Below are 21,682 nucleotides of genomic sequence, written 5' to 3' on the forward strand. Positions count from 1 at the left end.
TTCCTTGGACGAACTCGGGAGTTTTCTATTGGGGCGACCTTCGGGCCGCCCCTTTTTTGTGTTTGCTGTTCCCGCGGGGCGCCAAATGGCCAAAAAGTAGCTGCCAGCTGGCAGCTAGGTACCTGTTTTTGACCATGGAGGCTATAGCGACGAAATCAGGCTGGCTGCTCGGAAAGTATTCCCAGGTCAGTGCGTCGAAGAATATTGGTACAAAGCAAGCTGCCTTTTCGGTTTGCAGCTAACGACCGATAATTGACCAAAACGTCGCTTCAAGCTCTTCGAACTTGCAGCTGGCATTCGGAATTTGGCCACTGAGCGCAGCTTTCCTTTGTGCGCGGCTACTCGCTGTCGACTAGGGTGCCGCCTTTGCCATGGTTGAGGATGATCTTGCGGGCGCGGGTGTAGGCGTCCAGGGCCGGCCGCACGCGTTCGTAGTTGTCCTTCTTGTAGATGGCGTACAGTCGGAAGGCCGCATCGTCGTCGGTTACGGGAAGCACCGTCACACGGGAGAAGTCCGACAGGTAGCGCAGCTGGGGCATGGATGCCTGCAGGATCATGACGTCTTCCACACCCAGCGGAATAGCGCAGTAGTTCATGTAGGTGCGCCCGAGTACCGCCCGGGTGCGGGGCGTGTAGCCGTGCTCTTGGCAGACGCGTTCGATGTTGGTCCAGCCCGACAAGGCATAGCCGTCGGCGAATTTCACGAAGCGGTAGCTGCGCAGATCGTCCATGGTCACCGACTTCATAGAGGCCAGGGGGCTGTCCATAGAGACCATGGCAACGAAGGGCGAACGAATGAGCGGAATGTAGGCAAGTCCCAAATTATCGAGCTTGTCCAGTTCGGCATAGGCCAGCAAGATGTCGGCATCGCCTTCCACCAATTGCTCCAGGTAGTTCGTATCGTTCAGGCTGTTGTAGCTGGCAGGAGCCTCGCCCTCGGCGTCGAGCACGGCGGCGGCTGCGCTCCCTATGACTCCTGGGACGACTTCGTGGCCGCCTACCAGGAGCACGGCACCTGGAACATGAAGGAAGTGTTCCCGGACGACTGGGGCTCCTACCGCCGCTACGAGATCGGCCAGGCCTACCGCAAGGCGCCGCATCAGCAGCCGACGAAGCTGAACATCAACATTCCCGGCTTCCCCACGCCGACCATGAAGCACGAGCTGTGGGCCACCACCATCGAGTCCCACTTCCCCGAGGGCTCCGACGGCCCCGAGGTGACGCCGGGCTTCCACACCGAGGCTCTGCCCTACTACGTGGAGGGCATCCACTCCCGGGTGCGCGACGCGGAAACCTACGAGGAGTACCCGATCCTCTGCATCACCGGCCGCCGCATCCCCGTGTACTTCCACAGCGAGCATCGCCAGCTGCCGTGGTGTCGCGAGCTGTGGCCGGTGCCCCGCATGGAGATCAACCCGGAAACAGCCGCCGAGCTCGGCCTGGAGCAGGGCGATTGGGCCTGGATCGAGAGCCCCTGGGGCAAGGTGCGCCAGACCGTGGACCTCTACTACGGTATCGCGCCTGGCACTATCAACTGCGAGCACCAGTGGTGGTACCCGGAGCTGGCCCAGGCCGACAAGGGCTTCAAACTGTCCTGCATCAACTGCATCACCGACCGCACGGCCCAGGACAAGTACAACGGCTCGTCCACGGTACGCGGCTATCCGGTGAAGGTGTACAAGGCCACGCCCGAGAACAGCCCCTTCGGCAACCCCATCCCCTGCGGCAACGACGGCACCGAGATCATCCACGACTCGTCCGATCCGCGCCTGAAGCTGTGGGCCATCGGCGCCGAGGGCATTCACCCCGACAAGTTCGACGCGTAAGAGAAAGGAGTGGGAGAAATGACACAGCTTGCTATTTGCACCGACCTCGACCGGTGCGTGGGATGCCTCGCTTGCAGCGTGTCCTGCAAAGTGGTCAACGGTGTGCCCATCGGCAACTTCTGGAACAAGACCCTGCGCGTGGGCCCCACCCCCAAGGAGGGCGGTTCCGGCCAGTACCCGGATGTCGAAACCTACTTTTTGAACGTGCAGTGCCAGCACTGCGAGAACCCCCAGTGCGTGTCGGTGTGTCCCACCGAGGCGTCGCACAAGCTGCCCGACGGCACCATTCAGATTGACAAGTCGAAGTGCATCGGCTGCCAGTTCTGCGTCATGAGCTGCCCCTACGGCGTGCGCTACCTCAACGAGGAGGAGGGCGTCGTGGAGAAGTGCACGCTGTGCCAGCAGCGCACGGCTCAGGGCGAGCTGCCCCAGTGCGTGAGCCAGTGCTGCGGCATGGCCCGCTGGTACGGCGATGCCGAGCAGGGTATCGAGTCCTTCGAGGGCCCGCGCGGCGAGCGGTTGGGCGACTTCGTGAACGACTTCACCGAGGATCAGGTGTACAAGCTCACCGATGTGGGCAACGGACCGAGCATGTTCTACATCATGCGCAACATCAAGTGGCAGGGGGTCGAGTAGCCCATGGAAATTCAAATCCCGCTCGTCATCTTCACGAGCTTTCTGGCCTGGGCCGCGGGCATCTTCGGCACCCAGTGCATCCTCGCGCTGCAGAAGCGCGGCGGCGCGGTGCAGCTGCCGGCGCTCATCTGCTCGGCCGTGGTGCTCGTGGTGGGCGGCATAGCCGTCGTGTTCCACCTGACCCATCCGTTCAACCTGTTCAACGGGCTCGGGCACATCACCTCGGGCATTACCCAGGAGCTCATCGCCATTGTGCTTCTGGCGGTGGTTATGGTGCTGTTCTTCCTGATGCTGCGCCGCTCCGAGGATGACACGGTGCCCCAGTGGCTGGCCGTGGTGGGCATCGTGGTGGTGCTCGTGCTCATCGTGGCCATGGGCCACAGCTACATGATGCCGTCGCTGCCCGCCTGGGACACGGTGCTGCAGCTGCTGTCGCTTCTGGGCGCGGCCTGCGTCATGGGCCCGGCCACCGTGGCCTTCATCGGTGCCGTGAAGGGCGTCGAGATCGAGGGCATCGGCCTTCTTACGGTCATCGGCGCGGCCGTGAATGCCGTGCTCTCGGCGGCCTACATGTTCGCCATGGAGGCCTCGAGCGCCACCTTCCAGTCCTTCCAGTACTACTTCGACCCGACGCACCCGAACGTGGCTATGGCCAATCCGGCCAACGTGTCCCTGTTCACCGGCGACTCGCTGGCGGCCCTTGTGGTGGCGATCATCGCCCTGGTGGTCGCCCTCGTCGGCGCGCTTTTGGGCAAGAAGCAGGGAGCGTGGAAGGTATGGGGCGCCGTGGTCGCCATCGCCGGTTTGGTGTGCGCCGTGGCTCTGCGCATCATGATGTACACCATGGGCGAGACCCTGTTCATGCTGTACTAGCGGGCTTCGGGGAGGCCGCGTGCGCGTGCGCCTCCCCGCCCTTCGAGAAATGAGACAAGGAGGTTCTCATGCGAGGAATATACAAGCGGGCTGGCCTGGCGCTTGCCGCCGGAGCGCTCGCACTTGGCCTCGCCGGATGCGCTACGGAAAGCGCGCCGGTGAGCGACCCTTCCAAGGGCGACAACACCCAACTGGCCTATACCGGTGCCGAGTCCGCCGACGAGCAGAGCTTCGATACGGTCACTTTCGGCAGCTACCAGGGTCAGGACATCACGTGGCTTGCGCTTGCCGAGGAGAACGGCAAGACGCTGCTCATCAGCGAGTCGGTGCTGGATGCCGTGCCCTACGACAACACGGCCGAGCCGTACCAGTGGTCGGTGCAGTCGCCGCGCCCCCAGAAGGACGTGGAATGGGCGACGAGCTCGATTCGCACGTGGCTGAACGGCGAGTTTTTGAATGCGGCCTTCAGCGCCGATGAGAAGGGCGCCATCGCTGCCACGACGCTCGCCGATACGAAGAACAACGTGTCCCATACGGCGGCCACGGCGGCCGACCCTTCGGTGCATGCGGCCGAAGAGACGACTGACCAGGTCTTCCTGCTGAGCCTGGCCGAGGCGAAGCAGTACTTCGCCAACAACGCGGCTCGCGTGGCCCATCCCACCGACTATGCCGTGAAGCAGGGCGTCTACGTGGGCGTGGCGAGCAACGACGAGCAGCCTGACGGCGCGGCGGCCTGGTGGCTGCGCTCCAACGGCTACTACGCCGGCTACGCCTCGGTGGTGACCGACGACGGCTACGTGCACGGCGACGGCTACCGCATGGCCGGCGAGCTGCACGACGGCTTCGACGACCACGGAAGCGAGCTTAAGAGCACGCTCGGCGGCAACATTGGCGTGCGTCCCGCCATCTGGGTGGAGACGAGCGCGCTTTCCTAGAAGCGCTTGGAACGGGAGCGGCTGGTTGATCGGTCGCTCCCATTCCTGTTGATAAGTCCGAGAGAGGAGGATGAGCATGGCTGGTGGAAATCCGTTGACGCGGCGGACGTTGTGTATTGGCGTGGGCGCTACCGTGGCCATGGCCGGGCTGGGGGCGCTACGCTATGTGGGCAGCGAGCCGCTCGTGCGACCGCCGGGAGGACAGGACGAGGAGAACCTGGTGTCCCGCTGCGTGCACTGCTACCGCTGCATCGAGGCGTGCCCCGAGAAGGTGATCGTGGCTGCCTCTCTTGATGCGGGCGTGCTGAATATGCGCACGCCGCGCATGGAGTTCTCCGACTGCTACCCCGGTCAGCTGGACGATTTCCGCTACTGCGATTTCTGCGCTGAGCGCAACGGAGGCGTGCCCCTCTGCGCGGCTGTGTGCCCTTCCGGGGCTTTGCAGCTGCCGGTCGATTACGCACCCGAAACCGAGGTCATTGGCGTGGCGGTACTGAATACCGAAACGTGCATCGCCTACCGCAGCAGCTTCTGCGCTTTCTGCCACGACGTGTGCATCCAGGTGCGTGGCGAGGAGAATGCGGCCATCTACTACCAGAACGCCGATGCGGCGGATGCCCTGGACACGCGGCTGCCCGTGGTGGATGCCGAGAAGTGCAACGGTTGCGGCGCCTGCGAGGCCGTGTGCGTGTCGGCCCAGGCCGGCTCCACCATGAACGCCTCGGAGCGTGCCATTGTCGTGAAGCCGCTGGAAGGGTAGGGGGTCGTCATGAAGTTCAAGAATGCGCGCACTGCGGTGGCCGCTGTGGCTTTTGCGGCGCTGGCCGTCTGCCTTATTGCCGGCGTGGCCACGGGAACCTGGTGCGGATTCGGGGCGAACGACATCGCGGTTCTGTGCCCGGTGGGCGCGCTGCTATCCATGGTGGCGGCCAAGACCCTCATCCCGCGTGCGGTGCTGAGCATCGTGGTGGCCATCGCCCTCGTGCTGCTTTTGGGCCGCCTGTTCTGCGGCTGGATCTGCCCCGTGACCCTGTGGCGCCGAGTGAAGGAGTTCTTCAAGCCCGTGAAGAAACGCGAGCAGGAGGCGGAGGCCCTCTCTCAAGCGAACCAGGCCCTCGCCGCCGAGGAGATCGCAGCGCTGAAAGAGGCGTCGGCGACTCACGACTGCGCCGCCTGCGGAGCCTGCCACGCCAAGCGCAACGCGCCTTTCGACTCGCGCCATGCGGTGCTCGGCGGTGCGCTGCTGACGATGGCTGTGTTCGGGTTCCCCGTGTTCTGCCTCGTGTGCCCCGTGGGCCTCACTTTCGCAGCGGTGGCCTTGCTGGTGAGCCTGTTCGGCGCGGGCGACTTGAATTGGTCGCTTCTGTTCGTGCCGGCCATGCTTGTCATTGAGCGGGTATTCTTGCGCAAATGGTGCGGCCGGTTCTGCCCCATCTCGGCGTTCATGAGCCTCATCTCCCGCTTCAGCCGCACGGGCATGCCGGTCATCGACAACGAGCGCTGCCTGGAGACGGCCAAGGGTACGGCCTGCAGCCGCTGCGCCACGGCCTGCACCTTCGACGTGAACCTGCGTCACCCCGACTTGGGCGAGCTGCCCCTGCACGACTGCGCCCGCTGCGGCGACTGCGTCGATGCTTGTCCCACAAGTGCCATCGCCTTCCGCGTCGTCAGCGGCAAGCCCGTTCCCTTCGCCAATGCCCTCTCCTCGGTTCGCGGTGGCGGGAAGGCGAAAACGTCTGCCGCACCGGCTTTGGACGATTTGGAACCCGAAGAAGCGTAAGGCGGTGGGGGCCGACGGCTCGCGCCATCTTCTCGAAACCTGTGATTTTTATCAGGGGCGGCTTTCGGGCCGCCCCTGCTTTTTGCGGTTGGGTATCATGGAGAGAAATATCATGGTGGCTGCCCGAGAGAAAGTGCTGCATTCAATGGTCAACAAGACGTTCATCCCCGAAGGCGAGGCGGCTCCGGCCTCGCAGATTGGCGCGACGTTGGAGGCGCTCGCCGCCACTATCGCCGCGCGTCGCGACGCCGACGAGGCGAGCTACACCTACCGGCTTCTGACTGGCAACGTCGACGGCGTGCTGAAGAAGGTCATGGAAGAGTCCGGGGAGGTGGCCCTGGCCGCCAAGGACGTAGAGGGCTGGGCGACGTCCTCGCTCGCGGCGGCTGTGGCGTTGGAGGCGACTGAGGCTGGCGGGACGACTACCGGCGCGGAGACGGCTGACGGCGGCGCCGACTTCCCCCTTTCCGTCCAGCTGCCCCCGGAGTACGGCGAGGCGGTCGATCATTTGCGCTACGAGGCCGCCGATGTGGTGTATCATCTTCTCGTCGTGCTGGAGCGCTACGGCATCACGCTCGACGAGTTTGCTGCCGAGCTGAACAATCGCATGACCGAAGGAGAGCGGCCGCACGGCGCCGTTCGCTTGCACGACGAGTTCGTACGACGCGGAAAGTAGCGTTCAGCTGCAGGTCTTGTGCGGGGAAGAGACGGGAATCTCGCGGCAGCCTGAGCGAGCGAAACGATATGAAGAACTTCGGGGGAGCCCCCGAGTTGAAGGAAAGAAGGATTTCATGGCCCGACTGTTTGGAACTGATGGCGTGCGCGGTATCGCAAATGTGGAGCTGACCTGCGAGATGGCCTATCGTCTTGGCCAGGCCGCCGCCATCTATCTCGGCAAGACTATCGTTGTGGGTCGCGACACGCGCCGCTCCGGCGACATGCTGGGCGCCGCCCTTTCCGCGGGCATCATGAGTGCCGGTGGTACCGTGCTCGAGGCAGGCATCATCCCCACGCCGGGCGTGGCCCTGCTCGTGCGCGAAATGCGCGCGGCGGGCGGCGCGGTCATCTCCGCCTCTCACAATCCGCCGGAGTACAACGGCATCAAGTTCTTCGACGCCCAGGGTTTCAAGCTGCCCGACGCCGTGGAAGACGAGATCGAGGCCTTCATCGTCAACGGTGGATTGGAAGGCGAGGTCGCTGCCGCCGAGGAGGCTGCCTGGAACGCCGCTCAAGCCGCTGCGCCCGATGCTCCCGCCGATGCGACGAGCTATCTGGCTTCCGAAATCAAGATGCCTGCTGGTGCCGAGGTGGGCGTGGTCATTCCGCTGGAAAACGCTTGCGACATTTACATCGATCATGCAGCCCGTTCCATCGAGGAGCAGGGCATTTCCTTCAAGGGCCTGCGCATCGCTTTGGATACGGGTCACGGTGCTTCCTCGCTCACGTCCCCGGAGGCTCTGCGGCGGTTGGGCGCCGAGGTGAGCGTCATCAACGATGATTTCGACGGCATGGACATCAACGTGCGGTGCGGCTCCACTCATCTCGAGCCCCTGCGCGCGCTTATGGCCGAGACGGGTGCCGATGTGGGTATTGCGCATGATGGCGATGCTGACCGCGTCATGCTCATGGCGCCCGATGGCACCGAGATCGACGGCGATATGGTGGAAGCGGTCTGCGCGCTCGATATGCGCGAACGCGGCGTGCTGGCCGGCGACACGGTTGTGTCCACGGTGATGTGCAACTTCGGTTTCGTGCGCGCCATGAAAGAGATGGGCATCAACGTGGTGCAGACCAAGGTAGGCGACCGCTACGTTCTGGAGGCCATGCGCGAGCACGGCTACTCCATCGGCGGCGAGCAGTCCGGCCACATGATTCTGCTCGATCACAACTCCACGGGCGACGGCCTCATGACGGCCTGCCAGTTCTTGGCGGCGGTCATCCGTTCCGGCAAGCCCGTGGCCGAGGCCATCCAGGTCATGGAGAAGATGCCGCAGACCCTGATTAACGTGCGTGTGAACGACAAGCATGCTGTGGAGGACAGCGCCGAGGTGGCCGCTGCCGTGGCCTCCGCTGAGGAGGCACTCGGCGAGGACGGCCGCGTGCTTCTGCGCCCGAGTGGCACCGAGCCGGTGGTGCGCGTGATGGTGGAGGCGGTTGATCCGGCCGCCGCGCAAGCGCACGCCGAGGCCATCGCCGCCGTGGTGGAAGCCTGCGTGTAAGGCGAAGGCGACCGACAGGTTCCGTTTTTCGGAAACAATGCAGTAAATGCCAGTTCGACCCCGTAATGGCAAGGTGTGCATCCCCGATTCTTACCATTTCGAGGTCGAACTGGCATTTTCGGCTCCCCACGGAAGTTCATTCTTGCCATTACGGGGTCGAACTGGCATTTACTTGGGAGATTTCGAAAATGACTATGTTCGATGGAGTCGCAAGGTTTGTTCGGCGGTGATGTTTTCTAAGCGAACAGCTCATGGATTTCGCTTTGGTAACAGAACATGGCAATACTGTTAACCTGGGGTTATTTACAAGGAGTCACCGTTACGCTGCAGTTACTTGTTTGGTGGTGATCGGTGCAAGAGCTTCCTGTCCTCGGTCCTGCTTCGAATGGTGACGAAAGGACGGACGGCATGAAAACGCGAACCCTTGCTCCCGGGGCCTATCTGGCAAGAAGCGGCCAGAGCGTTTCCCTGTACGATGCCGAGGGCAAGTGCTTCGCCATGAACAAGATGGGAGGCTCCATTCTCGCGCTGGCTCTCACGGGGCTTTCCGCCGAGGGTATTGCCGACGCGTTGCGCCATTATTTCAACGGGACCCCCACCCAGTCCCGCGACGAGGTGGCCGCCTGGCTCGACGAAATGGAAGCGAGTGGTTTTCTGAGTTCCTAGCAGTTGGCCACTGACATTGTTGCCTCATGTCGGCCATTGCTCAAAAGTATGCAGGATTTTGCGATTAGGAGAGTCATGCACGTCCTTTCAGTCGCTGCAGGCTCTCCCTATCGCAAAATCCTGCACAAATAGCGCTCGGGGACTCTCTTAATCGCAAAATCCTGCACGAAAGGAGGGGAAGCGCGTGCGAGATTTGTTCCTCTGACCAGAACCTGCTTGTTCGCGCCGCGCCTTTCGCTATGATGGAAGGCACGGAAATTCAAGGAGGGCGCTGTGGCGAACCGGAGCGACAATATCATTGCGGAAGAGGCGCGGGCCATCGAGGTCGGCGAGGAGACGGGCGGTGCAGGCGCGCCCGGCGGCAAGGGCGGCAAGGGCGGCCGCGCGCGCGACACCTGGGCCACCCACACCGGGTTCATCCTCGCCTGCGTGGGCAGTGCGGTGGGCATGGCCAATATCTGGTTGTTCCCCTACCGTGTGGCCCAGCTGGGCGGCGCGGCCTTCCTCATTCCGTACCTCATCTTCGTGGCCCTGCTCGGCTTCACTGGCGTGATCGGGGAGATGGCCTTCGGCCGCGCCATGGGCACCGGCCCCATGGGAGCTTTCGGGCGCGCCATGGAGATGCGCGGCGTGCGGCATGGCGAGCGCATCGGCAAGATCATCGGGCTAATTCCCACGCTGGGGTCGCTCGCCTTGGCCATCGGGTATGCCGTGGTGCTGGGCTGGGCTTGCCATTACCTGTTCTCGGCGATGACCGGCGAGCTTATGGCCCAAACCGATACGGGCGCCTTCTTCGGAGCCATGGCGTCGGACTTCGGTAACGTGGGTTTCCACTTGCTGGGGCTGGCCATCACCTTCGGCATCATGATCCTCGGCGTGTCCCGGGGCATCGAGAAGGCGAACAAGGTGCTCATGCCCACCTTCTTCGTGCTGTTCGTCATCATCGCCATCCGCGTGGCCACGCTGCCGGGGGCGGAAGCGGGCTATCTGTACCTGCTCGTGCCCCGCTGGGAGGCGCTGCTGAATCCCACTACCTGGGTGTACGCGCTCGGCCAGGCATTCTTCAGCCTGTCGTTGGCCGGCTGCGGCACGCTGGTGTACGGCAGCTACCTGAAGCGAGACGTGGACGTGGTGGACGCGGCGAAGAACGTCGCCATCTTCGACACCATCGCGGGGCTCGTGTCCGCGTGCGTGGTGGTGCCGGCGGTGTTCGCCTTCGGGTTGGACGTGTCCTCTGGGCCGCCGCTTCTGTTCATCACGCTGGCCCAGGTGTTTCAGGAGATGCCTTTCGGCGGCGTTTTCGCGGTCATCCTGTTCGTGGCCGTGGTGTTCGCCGCCATCACGAGCCTCATGAATTTGTTCGAGGCACCGGTGGAGGCGCTTCAGAAACAGCTGGGACTGTCGCGGTTGGCGTCGGTGGGCATTATCGCCGTGGCTGCCGTGGCCGTGGGCCTGTTTATCGAAGGCGGCAGCTCGATGAGCGACTGGATGGACGTCATCTCCATCTACGTCATCCCTGTGGGCGCGTTCCTGGCGGCCATCATGTTCTTCTGGGTGTGCCCGGCGGGCTTCGCGAAGAGCCAGGCGGAGCTGGGGCGCAAGAAGCCTTTGGGAGCGTGGTTCAACGTGTTCACCCGCTACGTGTTCGTGGGCATCACCGCGCTGGTCATCGTGCTCGGCATCTTCTACGGCGGCATCGGGTAGAAGATGCGACTCTAGTGCGACTCCGTTGCGGTTGGCGCGAGGAATAGAACGGGACTTTCCCGCGTCATTGCTACGGTCGTGCTCTGGCAGAATGTCCCTCCATCGACTTGTCGCTGATCGAAGAGGGTTCATGATGACAAAGAGAAAACTGGGGTTCCAGGACCGCTGGATGTTTAATCGAGTACTGTGCGAGAAGGATGTTTGCCGCAAGATTCTGCGCGCTGCGCTTGGGATAGAGGCGGGCGAGATATCCTACTTGAACGCCGAGCAGTGCTTCGAGCCGCTGACGTCAGGGCGGGGCGTGCGCCTGGATGTGTTCGCCAGAGGGGGCGGGCGGGTCTATGACATCGAGATGCAAGTCGCAAAGGAACGCGACCTAGGGCGTCGCATGCGCTACTACCAGGCCGCCATGGACGTGGGCGAGCTGGGCGCGGGGGCGGACTTCGGTGATCTGCCTGAGAGCTACGTGATGTTCGTCTGCACCTTCGACGCCTATGGCAAAGGCTCCCCATTGTACGTGATTGAGCGGCAGTGCATTGATTATCGAGATCTTGATGTAGGGGACGGCTCTCCCTGGGTGGTGCTCAATGCCACAGCGTGGGAGACGGCTGCTGATCCCGGCTTGCGGGATGTGCTACGATACCTCCAGACTGGAGAGGCCTTGGGGCCGTTGTCGGAAGAGATCGACGCTCTGGTCGATGCGTTCAACGAAGATCGAGAGTGGGTGAATCGCGTGCTGACCTATGAGCAGGAGACCGAGATGCGCTGTCGCCGGGCCAGGGAAGAGGCTCTGGAGCAGGGCATCGAGCAGGGCATCGAGCAGGGCATCGAGCAGGGTATCGAGCAGGGCATCGAGCAGGGTATCGAGCAGGGTATCGAGCAGGGTATCGAGCAGGGCATGGATCGCTTAGGAGCTCTCGTCGGTCGTCTTATTGACACGGGCCGCCTCGACGACGCAAAGCGCGTCTCCGAGGACGCTGCCTACCGCGAAGCGCTGCTCGTGGAGTTCGGTCTCTGAAAATGCCAAACTGGATATAGCCGCTGCCATCGTGCTATCATGGAGCCAGCTTAAAGCACATAGCCTGCCGCCGGGTAGGCACGAAGCGCTCGCAGCGCGGACATCGTTAGGCCTTTGAAGATGTTCGCCCCGCGGGCGCTTTTTCGTTGGAGAAGGTCGTCGCGTTTGTGCTGGCACGCGAAGCCGAGGGCTTTGCGGGCGCGACGGCCGTCGAGAAAGGAAGACCTATGAAGCAGTTCGTGACGGAAGAGTCGTTTTGGGAGCTGTTCCCCGAGGCTCAGATCGGCATCGTCGTGGCTCACAACATGAAGCCGACTGAAGAGGTGGCGCCCGAAGACGCCGCCGCCATCGCGCGCGCTCTTGCCGAGGCCAACGGAAAGGCCGATCAGCACCTGGAGAGCAACACCATCTCGCAGAACGAGGTGGTGGCCGTATGGCGCGACGCCTACCAGAAGTTCAGGACGAAGAAGGGCGCGCGCTGCTCCATCGAGAACCTGCTCAAGCGCGTGCTGAAGGGCAATCCCGTGGGCTCCATCACGCCGTCGGTGGACATCTACAACACGGTGTCGCTTACGCACGCGCTGCCCGTGGGCGGTGAGGACATCGATGCCATGGCCGGCGACATCCGCCTCGGCATCACCGAGGGCGGCGATGCGTTCCGTCCGCTCGGCGAGGAGGAGGACGCGCCCACGTTGGAAGGCGAGCTGTGCTATCGCGACGATGCCGGTGCCATCTGCCGCTGCTGGAACTGGCGCGACGGCGAGCGCACGGCCCTGACCGACGATTCGAAGAAGGCCTTCCTCATCATCGAGTCCGTCGATCCGGCCCGTGCTGACGATCTGGCTGCCGCCACCGACCAGCTGGCCGCCATGGTGCAGCGCTACCTGGGCGCCGACATCTTCGCCAAGCAGATCGTCACCCGCGACAATCCGACCATGGTGATCGACGAATAATGAGTTGGCTTGTGCTTGTGGCCTCGGGCTGCATGGAATCGGTGTGGGCCATAGCCCTCGGCAAGTCCGAGGGCTTCACCCACGTCGGCCCCACCATTGTGTTCGTTGTGGCCCTGGTGCTTTCCATGCTGGGGCTCTCTTTCGCCGTGAAGACGCTGCCGACGGGAACCGCCTACGCCGTGTGGGTCGGCATCGGCGCGGCGCTCACGGTCATCTACGGCATGGTCACAGGGTCGGAGCCCGCAAGCCTCGCCCGCATCCTACTCATCGCGGGCCTCGTCGGCTGCGTCATCGGCCTCAAGCTCGTCGACGGCGCAGCTGATTGATCTTTACACCCCCTGCATCAGATCCTCCACGGAGCAGCCGAGGACGCAGGCCAGGGCGATCGCCACGGTGACCCCGTTCTAATTATCGGCGGAACGATAGTCAGAACGGGGATTGCACTAGGCCGCTTGTATATGCATGTAAAAGTAGGTATAATGCATGCAATGATTGCTCTGGAAGAGAGGACAAGAGATGCCTGCGCTTCAGGTAAGGGATTTTCCGGCGACGCTTTACGATGAGCTGAAGGAATACGCGGCGCGCAACCATCGCTCTATTGCCCAGCAGACGATCATCGCCGTGGAGGAAATGCTGGCCGAGGCATCGGCGCTGCGGCAGGAACCCTTTCCGTTTGATGCAGATCGTCTGTCACGCCTTGCGCCGCGCAATGGTGATATTCAGCTCGCTTCTGCGGGGGTCGCAAAGGGAAGCTTCTGGCAGGAAAGAGGGGCAATCGAGGAGTCCCGAGCGCAGAGGCGTCAGCAGATTTTCGCCAATTTCGATGAACTGAACTGGAAGTGCAAGACGCTGACGACTGATGAGATCGTTGCATTGGTAAGAGAGGGAAGGGAAGAGCGCACCGATCGCATTATGGCATCCCTTGATCCTTTTGCCGACATCGAAGACGAGGGGGGGCGTCAATGATCGTTCTGGATGCTAATGCCGCCGTGGCGATGGCCCAAGGCGGAGAAGCGGGGCAGGCGCTCAGAATGCTTGTGGGCAATGGGGAGGCGATCATTGCTCCACGATGCTTCGTAACCGAAATGGGCAATGTGGCTTGGAAGTACATACGGATAGGGGGTCTTTCCGAGGAGGAAGGCATCGAGCTCTTCCAGAATGCGCTTGATTTGATAGACGGTTATGCGGATGACGAATCGCTTCTGCTGGAGGCGCTTCATGAGGCTGCGCGGAACAACCACCCTGTTTACGATATGCTTTATCTCGCCCTCGCTCGGCGCAATGCTGCTACGCTCTTCACGTTCGACAAGAAGCTGAGAGCCATCTGCGAGGCCAATGGGGTGAACTGTCTCGGGGCGGCGAGCTTGTAGGGTGGGCGGTTTTGGCGAGGATCCCAGGAGCGGTCTGACACATCGGACTGCTTTCTCCAGGGCCGTTGACATCCCGTTGCCAAATTTCGGCTAATCGTCCAAAGAATGATAAAATACATAGGTCGCGCGCGTTCCGGTGCGCGGCTTGATTTTTTCGGCCAGCGACTATACAAGAGGGAGAAGGCTAGGCCCATGAACGCACAGGCATCGAAGGATACCGCGGCAACGACGACGATTGTGAAGCCGCCTTATATGCAGAACCGCGAGCTTTCGTGGCTCGATTTCAACAAGCGCGTGCTCGACCAGGGCGCCGATCCCACGGTGCCGCTGCTTGAGCGTTTGAACTTCATCTCCATCTTCTGGAGCAACTTGCAGGAGTTCTTCATGGTGCGCGTCGGCTCGCTCACCGACCTGTCGCTTTTGAAGAAGTCCATCATCGACCCGAAGTCCGGCATGACGCCGGCCCAGCAGCTGGAGGCCATCTACGCCCGCTGCCACGAGCTGTACCCCTACTACGAGGAAACCTATAAAACGGTCCGCAGCCTCCTTGCCGAACAGGGCATTCGCGGTTTGCACAAGGAAGACCTCACGGCCGAGCAGCGCGATTATCTGCGCGGCTACATGGAAGACAACGTGCTGCCCTTCCTCTCGCCGCAGATCATCAACGCGCGGCACCCTTTCCCGCACCTGGAAAACGGCGGCCTGTACATCGTCGTGCGCCTCGATGAGGAGGCGCGTCCCAAGGCGAAGAAGTCGAAGGAGGAGCGCGCCCGCGACAAGGCCGAGGCGAAGGCCACGAAGAATCTGGGAGCCGAGGGCGTGACGCTGGGCATCATCCCGCTACCGCGCCAGACGAGCCGCGTCATCGAACTGCCCGGCGATGGCTTGCAGTTCATCCTGGTGGAGCGCGCCATCGAGATGTTCGCTGCCGAGGTCTTCTCCATGTACACGGTCAAGCACACCAACATCATCTGCGTGACCCGCAACGCCGATTTGGATGCCACGGAAGGCGCCGAGGAGCAGGGCGAGGACTACCGCGAGCACATGAAGCGCATTCTGAAGAAGCGCAGCCGCTTGGCCCCGGTGCGTCTGGAAAGCGAGCGGCCGCTCTCGCGCACGGTGAAGGGGCTTCTGCTGGAGAAGCTGGGTCTGGCTGAGCACCAGCTGTTCGTCACCCGTGTGCCGCTGAACATGGGCTACACCTGGGGGCTGGGCAGCCGTCTGTCCGCCGAGGCGCGCGCCGCGCTCACTCAGGCGCCGTTCACGCCCCAGTGGCCCGCCTGCCTCGACCGCAAGCGCTCCATCATCGAGCAGGTGAGCGAGCACGAGGTGCTCTTGTCCTACCCCTACCAGTCCATGGACGCCTTCGTGCAGCTTTTGCGCGAGGCCTCGGTGGATCCGGCCGTCGTTTCCATCAAGATCACGCTGTACCGCCTGGCGAGCCAGTCGCATCTGGCCGAGGCCCTCATCAACGCCGCCGAGAACGGCAAGGAGGTCACGGCGCTGTTCGAGCTGCGCGCCCGCTTCGACGAGTCCAACAACATCGAATGGTCCCAGCGCTTCGAGGCCGCCGGCTGCCACGTCATTTACGGCTTCCGCAACTTCAAGGTGCACTCGAAGATCTGCACCATCACGCGCCAAACGGAAAACGGCCTGCAGCACATCACCCAGCTGGGCACGGGCAACTACAACGAGAAGACGGCGAAGCTCTACACCGACTTCTCGTTCATCACCTGCGACTCACAGATCGGCCACGACGCCGCCGACTTCTTCCGCAACATGGCGCTGGAGAACACCTCAGACAACTACGACATCCTGTGGGTCGCGCCGCTCATGATCAAGCAGAACATCTTGCGCAACATCGACGAGCAGATCGAGCGCGCGCGCCGCGGCGAGAAGTGTGGGCTGTTCTTCAAGACGAACTCCATCACCGATAAGGAGGTCATCGACAAGCTGGTGGAGGCCTCCCAGGCGGGGGTGCCCATCGACCTGTTCGTGCGCGGCATCTCCTGCATCCTGCCGGGCGTGGAGGGCTATACCGACCGCGTACGCGAAGTGTCCATCGTCGGCCAGCTGCTCGAGCACAGCCGCATCTACGGCTTCGGCCCGCGCGACGACTGCAAGCTGTACCTGTCCAGCGCCGACCTCATGACCCGCAACATGGACAAGCGCATCGAGATCGCCTGGCCCATTTTGAACGATACGCTGCGCAACCAGGTGCTGGGGTATTTGGGCATCTGCTACTCCGACACCGCCAAGCTGCGCGAGCTTCTGCCCGACGGCTCCTACACGGCGCTCGGCGCTTTCGCCGAACGTGACGAGAACGGGGAGGTAGAGCTGTTCGATTCCCAGAAGTACCTCATTGCCGAGGCTCAGCGCATGAAGCTCGTGTCGGCCGAGCTGGCCGCCCGTCAGGAGGCCAACAACGGCGGCAGTGCGCGCATGGTGTTTCCGCTCGGGGAGGTGGCGACCGCAGGGAGCGCCCCGGCCGGTGCCGACGAGGTGGTGACGGAAGAGGGGTCGGAGTTTATCGCCCATCGCTCGCCGGAGTTGGAGGCGGCCGAGGCCAAGGCCGTGCGCGATGCGGCCGATGCCATGGCCGCGGCGGCGACGGCTACGGCGGCGTCGGTTTTGGAGGCGGTGACCAAGGGCGTGGCCCAGGAGGTGGCCGCTCTGCAGGCCCGTGAGGCCCAAGGGACGCCGGCGCCCGCGGAGAATGTTCCCGCTGCCGACTCTGGTTCGGCCGTGGCCGACCCGGCCTCGGCTGATCCGGCCACGAGCACTCCGGCCGAGGCGGCTTCGGCCGCCGAGGGGCCCGTGGCCGAGCGCGCGGAGCTGGACGCCGCCGTGGTGGCAGCCGCGGAAGGGGCTCATCCGCGGCCCGATACCGCGCCGACCGCTGCTGCGGTAACGGCACCGGTCCCCGCTCCGGCTCCTGCAGCCGAGGTCGTGGATGCCGCTCGTGCCGACGACGGCCGCGCCATCGTGCCGGCCGCCGTGGTGGAGCCGGCGCCCCAGGGCAGTGCCATCGCGCGGTTCTTTCGCCGCCTGTTCGGCAAATAGGCCAACGCCGCAGCGCCCGGTCATCGCAGAAGACGAACACCTAAGGATAGGGGAAAGGAAAGCCATGCTCGAGAAGGTCAAGTTCAACAAGAAGCCCATGAAGAAGGCCGCCTACAAGGAGCAGTGGGACGAACTTCTGGCCAAGCTCGTGGTGCTCCAGCAGCAGGCCCACAACGAGGGCGTGGGGCTCGTGGTGCTGTTCGAGGGCTGGAACGGCGCCGGCAAGGGCAGTCGTATCTCCGATCTCATGTATCACTTAGACGCCCGCTCCACCGGGGTTTACGTGGGGCTCGACCTCGATCCGGACACCGAGCGCGAGTTCGTCGGCCGCGAGTGCGGCGTGACGGGCTTCTACCCCATTATGCAGCCCTTCTGGAAGGCCTTAGGCGAGCGGAACTCCATCACGTTCTACGATCGTGGTTGGTATACGGCGGTCATTCAGCATATGCTCTACAACGCGCCGGCCAAGTTGCTGCTTCCCAAGAAGGAGGAGCGCCACTACTTGGATTCCGTTCACGACTTCGAGCAGCAGCTTGTGGCCGATGGCTACGTGGTGGTGAAGTTCTTCGTGCATATGACCAAGAAAGCCCAAGTCGAACGCTTGCAGCGGCTGCACGACGACCCGGTGACCCGCTGGCGCGTGACCGAGAAGAAGCTCGAGAGCCATCACGGCTACGAGACCGCCTACGAGCTGTACGACCGTCTGCTCGAGCGCAGCGACTACGACTTCGCTCCCTGGGTGCTGCTCAACGGCGAGGACAAGCGCCGCACGAACCTCGCCATCGCCAGCACGCTGGTGGACGCCCTGGAGCGCGCGCTCGCCCGCAAGGAGGCCGATGACGTGCTGAAAGCGTCGCTGGCGGCCCGCGAGAGGGCCGATGCGCTTCTCGCGGAAGAGCGCGCCGTGGAAGAGGCCGCCGCTGCCGAGGCAGCCGGTGCGGTGCCGGCGCCGGCGACCCAGCCTGGACGCGGCATGTTAGCCGGTGTGGCTTTGGCCCGCGCCGAGGCCCAGGCGGCCGCGGCCCACGATTTGGCCCCCAAGAAGTCCCGCTTCGACATCGTGAAGCACTACCCCCAGGTGGACACGATCGACCACAGCCTGGCGCTCACCTTGGAGGAATATAAAACCGAGCGCAAGCGCCTGCAGGATCGCCTGTTCCGCCTGGAGAACATCATGTTCCAGCGCCGGGTCCCCCTCATTCTCATGTACGAGGGGTGGGACGCGGCCGGCAAGGGCGGCAACATCAAGCGTGTCGCCCAGGCCCTCGACGCTCGCGCCTACACCATCTTCCCGTCGCCGGCGCCCACCAAGCCCGAGCTGGCGCACCCGTTCCTCTGGCGCTACTGGACGCGCCTGCCCAAAGCGGGGCACGTGGGCATGTACGATCGCAGCTGGTACGGGCGCGTGCTGGTGGAGCGCGTGGAGGGTTTCGCCACGCCGGCCGAGTGGTCGCGGGCCTACGACGAAATCAACGAGTTCGAGCACGATCTGGTCGATTGGGGTGCCATCTTGCTGAAGTTCTGGGTCGATGTGAGCCCCGAGGAGCAGCTGCGCCGCTTCCAGGACCGCGAGGACGACCCGGCCAAGCAGTGGAAGATCACCGAGGACGATTGGCGCAATCGCGAGAAGTACCCCCAGTACAAGGCCGCCATCGACGATATGTTCCGCTTGACGTCGACCACGTTCGCTCCCTGGGTGGTGCTGGAGTCCGATGACAAGCGCTACGCCCGCATCAAGGCCCTGCGCATCATCGTTGAAGCCCTGGAGAAGCGCTTGGGCGAGTGTCCCGCCTCGTGATGCCCTCCAAGAGGACAGTTCGCCGTCGTCGCGGGGTTTTTCCTTGCGCCAACCCGGGGTTCAGGGTACTATGAACCCAACATCAGCAAGTTGGCGGGTGCGCAGAAGACGGGCCCGTTGCATAGAAGGAGTCCGCTATGTCTTTGTTCGGTTTCGAAGTGCCCATGGAGGCCATCTGGGTCGTTGTGGCCATCATCGTGCTCGTCATCGTGGTGTTCATCGCCAAGGGCTTCATGGACGAGATGAAGAAGTAGCAGCTCGCCCGCTCGACGGGGTGAGCTCAGGGCCCCTGCGGGGGCCCTTTTGTTTTCCGCCGGCGCAGGGCCGGGGAAGGCGAGAGCGCCGGCACGGAACCGGCGAGGACGTCGTGGGCGGCACGGTCAGGAGGCTGACCCCAGCCCCGCCGTCATGCAGAGAGATCGATATCGAAGGGGGAGGCCTCATGGCTACCGCTCAGAATACCGATACCAAGAAGAAAAAGAAGCGCGGGTGCTTTTGGCGCATCGTGTTCTGGCTGGCGCTCATCGTGTTCATCGGCTCGGTGGGCACGCTGGGCTATCTGTTCTACACCTATTGGCAGGGTCAGAACGAGTACGAGGAGATTGCCAGCCGTGTCGTTGAAGTGCCCGAGGACGGCCATGTCGCGAACTTGGCCGATCTGGTGGTCGATTGGGACGCCCTGCGCGAGATCAATCCGGACATCGTCGCGTGGGTGTACATGCCCGGCACCATCATCAACTACCCGGTGGCTCACAAAGACGGCGACTCGGAGTACTACCTGCACCACAACTTCAGCTTGGGCGAGGGCTCTTTCGGCGCCGAGTTCGGCTCCATCATGCTGTCGGGCGAGAACGCCGGCGACTTCTCCGACGAGGTGAACATCCTTTACGGCCACCACATGCGCAACGGCTCCATGTTCGCCCTCTTTGCCGAGTTCCGCGACTCCGCCATCTTCAACGAGCATCGCACCATCTACCTGCTCACTCCCGAGGGCAACTACCACTTGCAAACTTTCGCTGTGGAGCATGTGCCCATGACTCATTCCTCCATCGCCACGCCGAACTACCCGACCGACGAGGAATTCACGGCCTTCAAGGACTGGCTCGTGGAGGAGTCCGTGGTCACGCCCGACCCCGATACCACCGACACCCTCGCCGATGCGACGAAGCTCTTTGGGTTCTGTACGTGCGATGGAGCCGACAACACCTGGCGCTATATCACCTTCGCTGATGTGGCCGAATTCGTGCCCATCGATTACGTCGGCACGGGCACCTACCAGGGCGACACGGCGGTGGAAGACGATGCGGCCGGCGAGATTGCCGCCGATGCGCAAGAGCGAGCGGAGGGCTAGTGGCTGACAGCGTATTTCCCGGCGAGCAGCCGGATCGATTGGAAGAGGAGTGCGGCGTCTTCGGCGTCTACGCGCCGGGGGAGGACGTGGCGCGCCTGACCTGCTACGGGCTGCAGGCCCTGCAGCATCGCGGCCAGGAGAGCGCGGGCATCGCCGTGGGCGACGGTTCCACGGTCATCGAGGCGAAGGACTTGGGGCTTGTGACCCAGGTCTTCGACGAGGCAACGCTGGCGGGCCTTGGCGAGGGCGTGGTGGCCATCGGGCACGTGCGCTACTCCACCAGCGGCGGAAAGGCCTCCTGGGAGGCGGCGCAACCGCATATTTCCGCCATCGACGACACGCTCATCGCGCTCGCCCACAACGGCACGCTGGTGAACACGAACCACCTGCGGGCGCAGCTCATCGACGAGGGCGAGCATTTGCGCGCCGGCACCGATTCCGAGGTGGCGGCCAAGGCCATCGGTCACCTCACGCGCCAGACCCATCATCTGCGCGAGGGCATCCGCTACGCCATGGAGAATCTGGAGGGCGCCTATGCCATGGTGCTCGCGAGCCCCGAGGCGCTCTACGCCTTCCGCGATCCCCACGGCATCCGACCCCTGTGCATCGGGCAGCTGCCCGAGGGCCGCGGGTGGGTCGTGTCCTCGGAAACCTGCGGCCTCGACATCGTCGGCGCCGAGTACGTGCGCGATGTGGAGCCCGGCGAGATGGTGCGCTTCACCGCCGAGGGCATGGTAAGCGAGCAGGCTGTGCCGCCGCGCCCCCGGGCCGCCTGTATCTTCGAGTACGTGTACTTCGCCCGGCGCGACTCGGTGCTCGACGGGCAATCGGTCTACCAGGCGCGCCGCGCCATGGGCCGCATTCTGGCCGACGAGGCGCCCGTGGAGGCCGACCTCGTGCTCGGCGTGCCCGACTCCGGCGTGCCGGCGGCCCTGGGCTATTCCGAGGCCTCGGGCATTCCGTTCACCGACGGTATCGTGAAGAACCGCTACGTGGGCCGCACTTTCATCCAGCCCACCCAAGCCATGCGCCAGCTGGGCATTCGCCTGAAGTTGAACCCGCTGCCGAGCGTGATTTCGGGCAAGCGCCTCGTGGTCATCGACGATTCCATCGTGCGCGGCAACACTTCCAAGAAGCTCGTTCAGATGCTGCGCGATGCCGGGGCGGCCGAGGTGCACCTGCGCATCGTGAGCCCCGAGGTGCTCTGGCCCTGCTTCTACGGCATCGACACCGACACCCGCGAGCAGCTCATCGCCGCGAACATGACGCTTGAGGAGATGAACGACTGGATCGGCTCCGACTCGCTCGCGTTCATCACGCTGGACGGCCTGCGCGCGTCGCTCGCCGATGCGGGCCACGACGGCTTCTGCACGGCCTGCTTCACCGGTGACTACCCGGTGCCCATTCCCGACGATGTGGCAAAAAAGAGCTTTCTTACCCGCAAGGACTTCGAGGCGGTGTACGCCGGCGAGGTTTCGTAGACACTGAAA

Annotated in this window: 20 protein-coding genes; 19 read left to right on the forward strand and 1 reads right to left on the reverse strand. The window is 63.5% G+C overall.

Annotated features, from left to right (window positions below; all coding sequences use genetic code 11):
• Positions 1 to 338: 338 nt before the first annotated feature.
• A complete protein-coding gene (locus tag ACYVRU_RS05505; protein ID WP_461185792.1) occupies positions 339 to 950 on the reverse strand; it encodes a LysR family transcriptional regulator substrate-binding protein in 612 nt (203 codons plus the stop codon).
• 39 nt (positions 951 to 989) lie between these two features.
• Here ACYVRU_RS05505 and ACYVRU_RS05510 point away from each other — a divergent pair, with 39 nt between their 5' ends.
• The 19 genes from ACYVRU_RS05510 to purF all read left to right on the forward strand — a co-directional run bounded on the left by ACYVRU_RS05510 (position 990) and on the right by purF (position 21,673).
• The gene (locus ACYVRU_RS05510) at positions 990 to 1,826 is read left to right on the forward strand and encodes a molybdopterin dinucleotide binding domain-containing protein (RefSeq protein ID WP_278980952.1); all 837 of its coding nucleotides are present in this window, start codon (positions 990 to 992) and stop codon (positions 1,824 to 1,826) included.
• Positions 1,827 to 1,844: 18 nt separating this feature from the next.
• Positions 1,845 to 2,462 carry a 4Fe-4S dicluster domain-containing protein gene (locus ACYVRU_RS05515; RefSeq protein WP_288220041.1) on the forward strand — a complete coding sequence of 206 codons (618 nt, stop codon included), beginning with the start codon at positions 1,845 to 1,847 and terminating at the stop codon, positions 2,460 to 2,462.
• A gap of 3 nt (positions 2,463 to 2,465) precedes the next feature.
• Entirely contained in the window at positions 2,466 to 3,335 is an 870-nt protein-coding gene (locus ACYVRU_RS05520) for a dimethyl sulfoxide reductase anchor subunit family protein (protein ID WP_461185793.1), read from the forward strand.
• 68 nt (positions 3,336 to 3,403) lie between these two features.
• Positions 3,404 to 4,270, forward strand: coding sequence for a DUF6273 domain-containing protein (locus ACYVRU_RS05525; RefSeq protein WP_114548184.1), 867 nt, complete (start codon positions 3,404 to 3,406; stop codon positions 4,268 to 4,270).
• Positions 4,271 to 4,346: 76 nt separating this feature from the next.
• Positions 4,347 to 5,030 carry a 4Fe-4S dicluster domain-containing protein gene (locus tag ACYVRU_RS05530; protein WP_227069758.1) on the forward strand — a complete coding sequence of 228 codons (684 nt, stop codon included), beginning with the start codon at positions 4,347 to 4,349 and terminating at the stop codon, positions 5,028 to 5,030.
• A 9-nt stretch (positions 5,031 to 5,039) separates the two neighbouring features.
• Positions 5,040 to 6,050 carry a 4Fe-4S binding protein gene (locus tag ACYVRU_RS05535; protein WP_461185794.1) on the forward strand — a complete coding sequence of 337 codons (1,011 nt, stop codon included), beginning with the start codon at positions 5,040 to 5,042 and terminating at the stop codon, positions 6,048 to 6,050.
• Positions 6,051 to 6,195: 145 nt separating this feature from the next.
• Positions 6,196 to 6,726: a phosphoribosyl-ATP pyrophosphatase gene (locus tag ACYVRU_RS05540; RefSeq protein WP_114548181.1), complete on the forward strand. Its 531-nt coding sequence runs from the start codon at positions 6,196 to 6,198 to the stop codon at positions 6,724 to 6,726.
• Between the two features lie 115 nt (positions 6,727 to 6,841).
• Positions 6,842 to 8,269, forward strand: a complete 1,428-nt coding sequence (locus ACYVRU_RS05545; RefSeq protein WP_461185795.1) for a phosphoglucosamine mutase — start codon at positions 6,842 to 6,844, stop codon at positions 8,267 to 8,269.
• Between the two features lie 408 nt (positions 8,270 to 8,677).
• Positions 8,678 to 8,935, forward strand: coding sequence for a PqqD family protein (locus ACYVRU_RS05550; protein ID WP_461185796.1), 258 nt, complete (start codon positions 8,678 to 8,680; stop codon positions 8,933 to 8,935).
• A gap of 273 nt (positions 8,936 to 9,208) precedes the next feature.
• The gene (locus ACYVRU_RS05555; protein ID WP_461185797.1) at positions 9,209 to 10,639 is read left to right on the forward strand and encodes a sodium-dependent transporter; all 1,431 of its coding nucleotides are present in this window, start codon (positions 9,209 to 9,211) and stop codon (positions 10,637 to 10,639) included.
• A gap of 130 nt (positions 10,640 to 10,769) precedes the next feature.
• Positions 10,770 to 11,657 carry an Rpn family recombination-promoting nuclease/putative transposase gene (locus ACYVRU_RS05560; RefSeq protein ID WP_461185798.1) on the forward strand — a complete coding sequence of 296 codons (888 nt, stop codon included), beginning with the start codon at positions 10,770 to 10,772 and terminating at the stop codon, positions 11,655 to 11,657.
• 227 nt (positions 11,658 to 11,884) lie between these two features.
• The gene (locus ACYVRU_RS05565) at positions 11,885 to 12,610 is read left to right on the forward strand and encodes a B3/B4 domain-containing protein (protein WP_461185799.1); all 726 of its coding nucleotides are present in this window, start codon (positions 11,885 to 11,887) and stop codon (positions 12,608 to 12,610) included.
• Positions 12,610 to 12,936, forward strand: coding sequence for a DMT family transporter (locus ACYVRU_RS05570; protein WP_461185800.1), 327 nt, complete (start codon positions 12,610 to 12,612; stop codon positions 12,934 to 12,936). The genes ACYVRU_RS05565 and ACYVRU_RS05570 overlap by 1 nt, the downstream gene beginning before the upstream one ends.
• A gap of 190 nt (positions 12,937 to 13,126) precedes the next feature.
• Positions 13,127 to 13,576 carry a ribbon-helix-helix domain-containing protein gene (locus ACYVRU_RS05575; RefSeq protein WP_461185801.1) on the forward strand — a complete coding sequence of 150 codons (450 nt, stop codon included), beginning with the start codon at positions 13,127 to 13,129 and terminating at the stop codon, positions 13,574 to 13,576.
• Positions 13,573 to 13,980, forward strand: coding sequence for a type II toxin-antitoxin system VapC family toxin (locus ACYVRU_RS05580; protein WP_461185802.1), 408 nt, complete (start codon positions 13,573 to 13,575; stop codon positions 13,978 to 13,980). Before ACYVRU_RS05575 ends, ACYVRU_RS05580 begins: the two co-directional genes overlap by 4 nt.
• 192 nt (positions 13,981 to 14,172) lie before the next feature.
• Positions 14,173 to 17,043, forward strand: a complete 2,871-nt coding sequence (gene ppk1, locus ACYVRU_RS05585; RefSeq protein WP_461185803.1) for a polyphosphate kinase 1 — start codon at positions 14,173 to 14,175, stop codon at positions 17,041 to 17,043.
• 64 nt (positions 17,044 to 17,107) lie between these two features.
• Positions 17,108 to 18,841 (forward strand): polyphosphate--AMP phosphotransferase, encoded by a 1,734-nt coding sequence (locus tag ACYVRU_RS05590; RefSeq protein WP_461185804.1) that lies wholly within the window; start codon positions 17,108 to 17,110, stop codon positions 18,839 to 18,841.
• Between the two features lie 442 nt (positions 18,842 to 19,283).
• Complete coding sequence (locus ACYVRU_RS05595; protein WP_461185805.1) at positions 19,284 to 20,192, forward strand: class B sortase; 909 nt, start codon at positions 19,284 to 19,286, stop codon at positions 20,190 to 20,192.
• A complete protein-coding gene (gene purF, locus ACYVRU_RS05600; protein ID WP_461185806.1) occupies positions 20,192 to 21,673 on the forward strand; it encodes an amidophosphoribosyltransferase in 1,482 nt (493 codons plus the stop codon). Before ACYVRU_RS05595 ends, purF begins: the two co-directional genes overlap by 1 nt.
• Positions 21,674 to 21,682: the final 9 nt, after the last annotated feature.

The organism is Adlercreutzia sp. CNCM I-6216 (assembly GCF_977113345.1).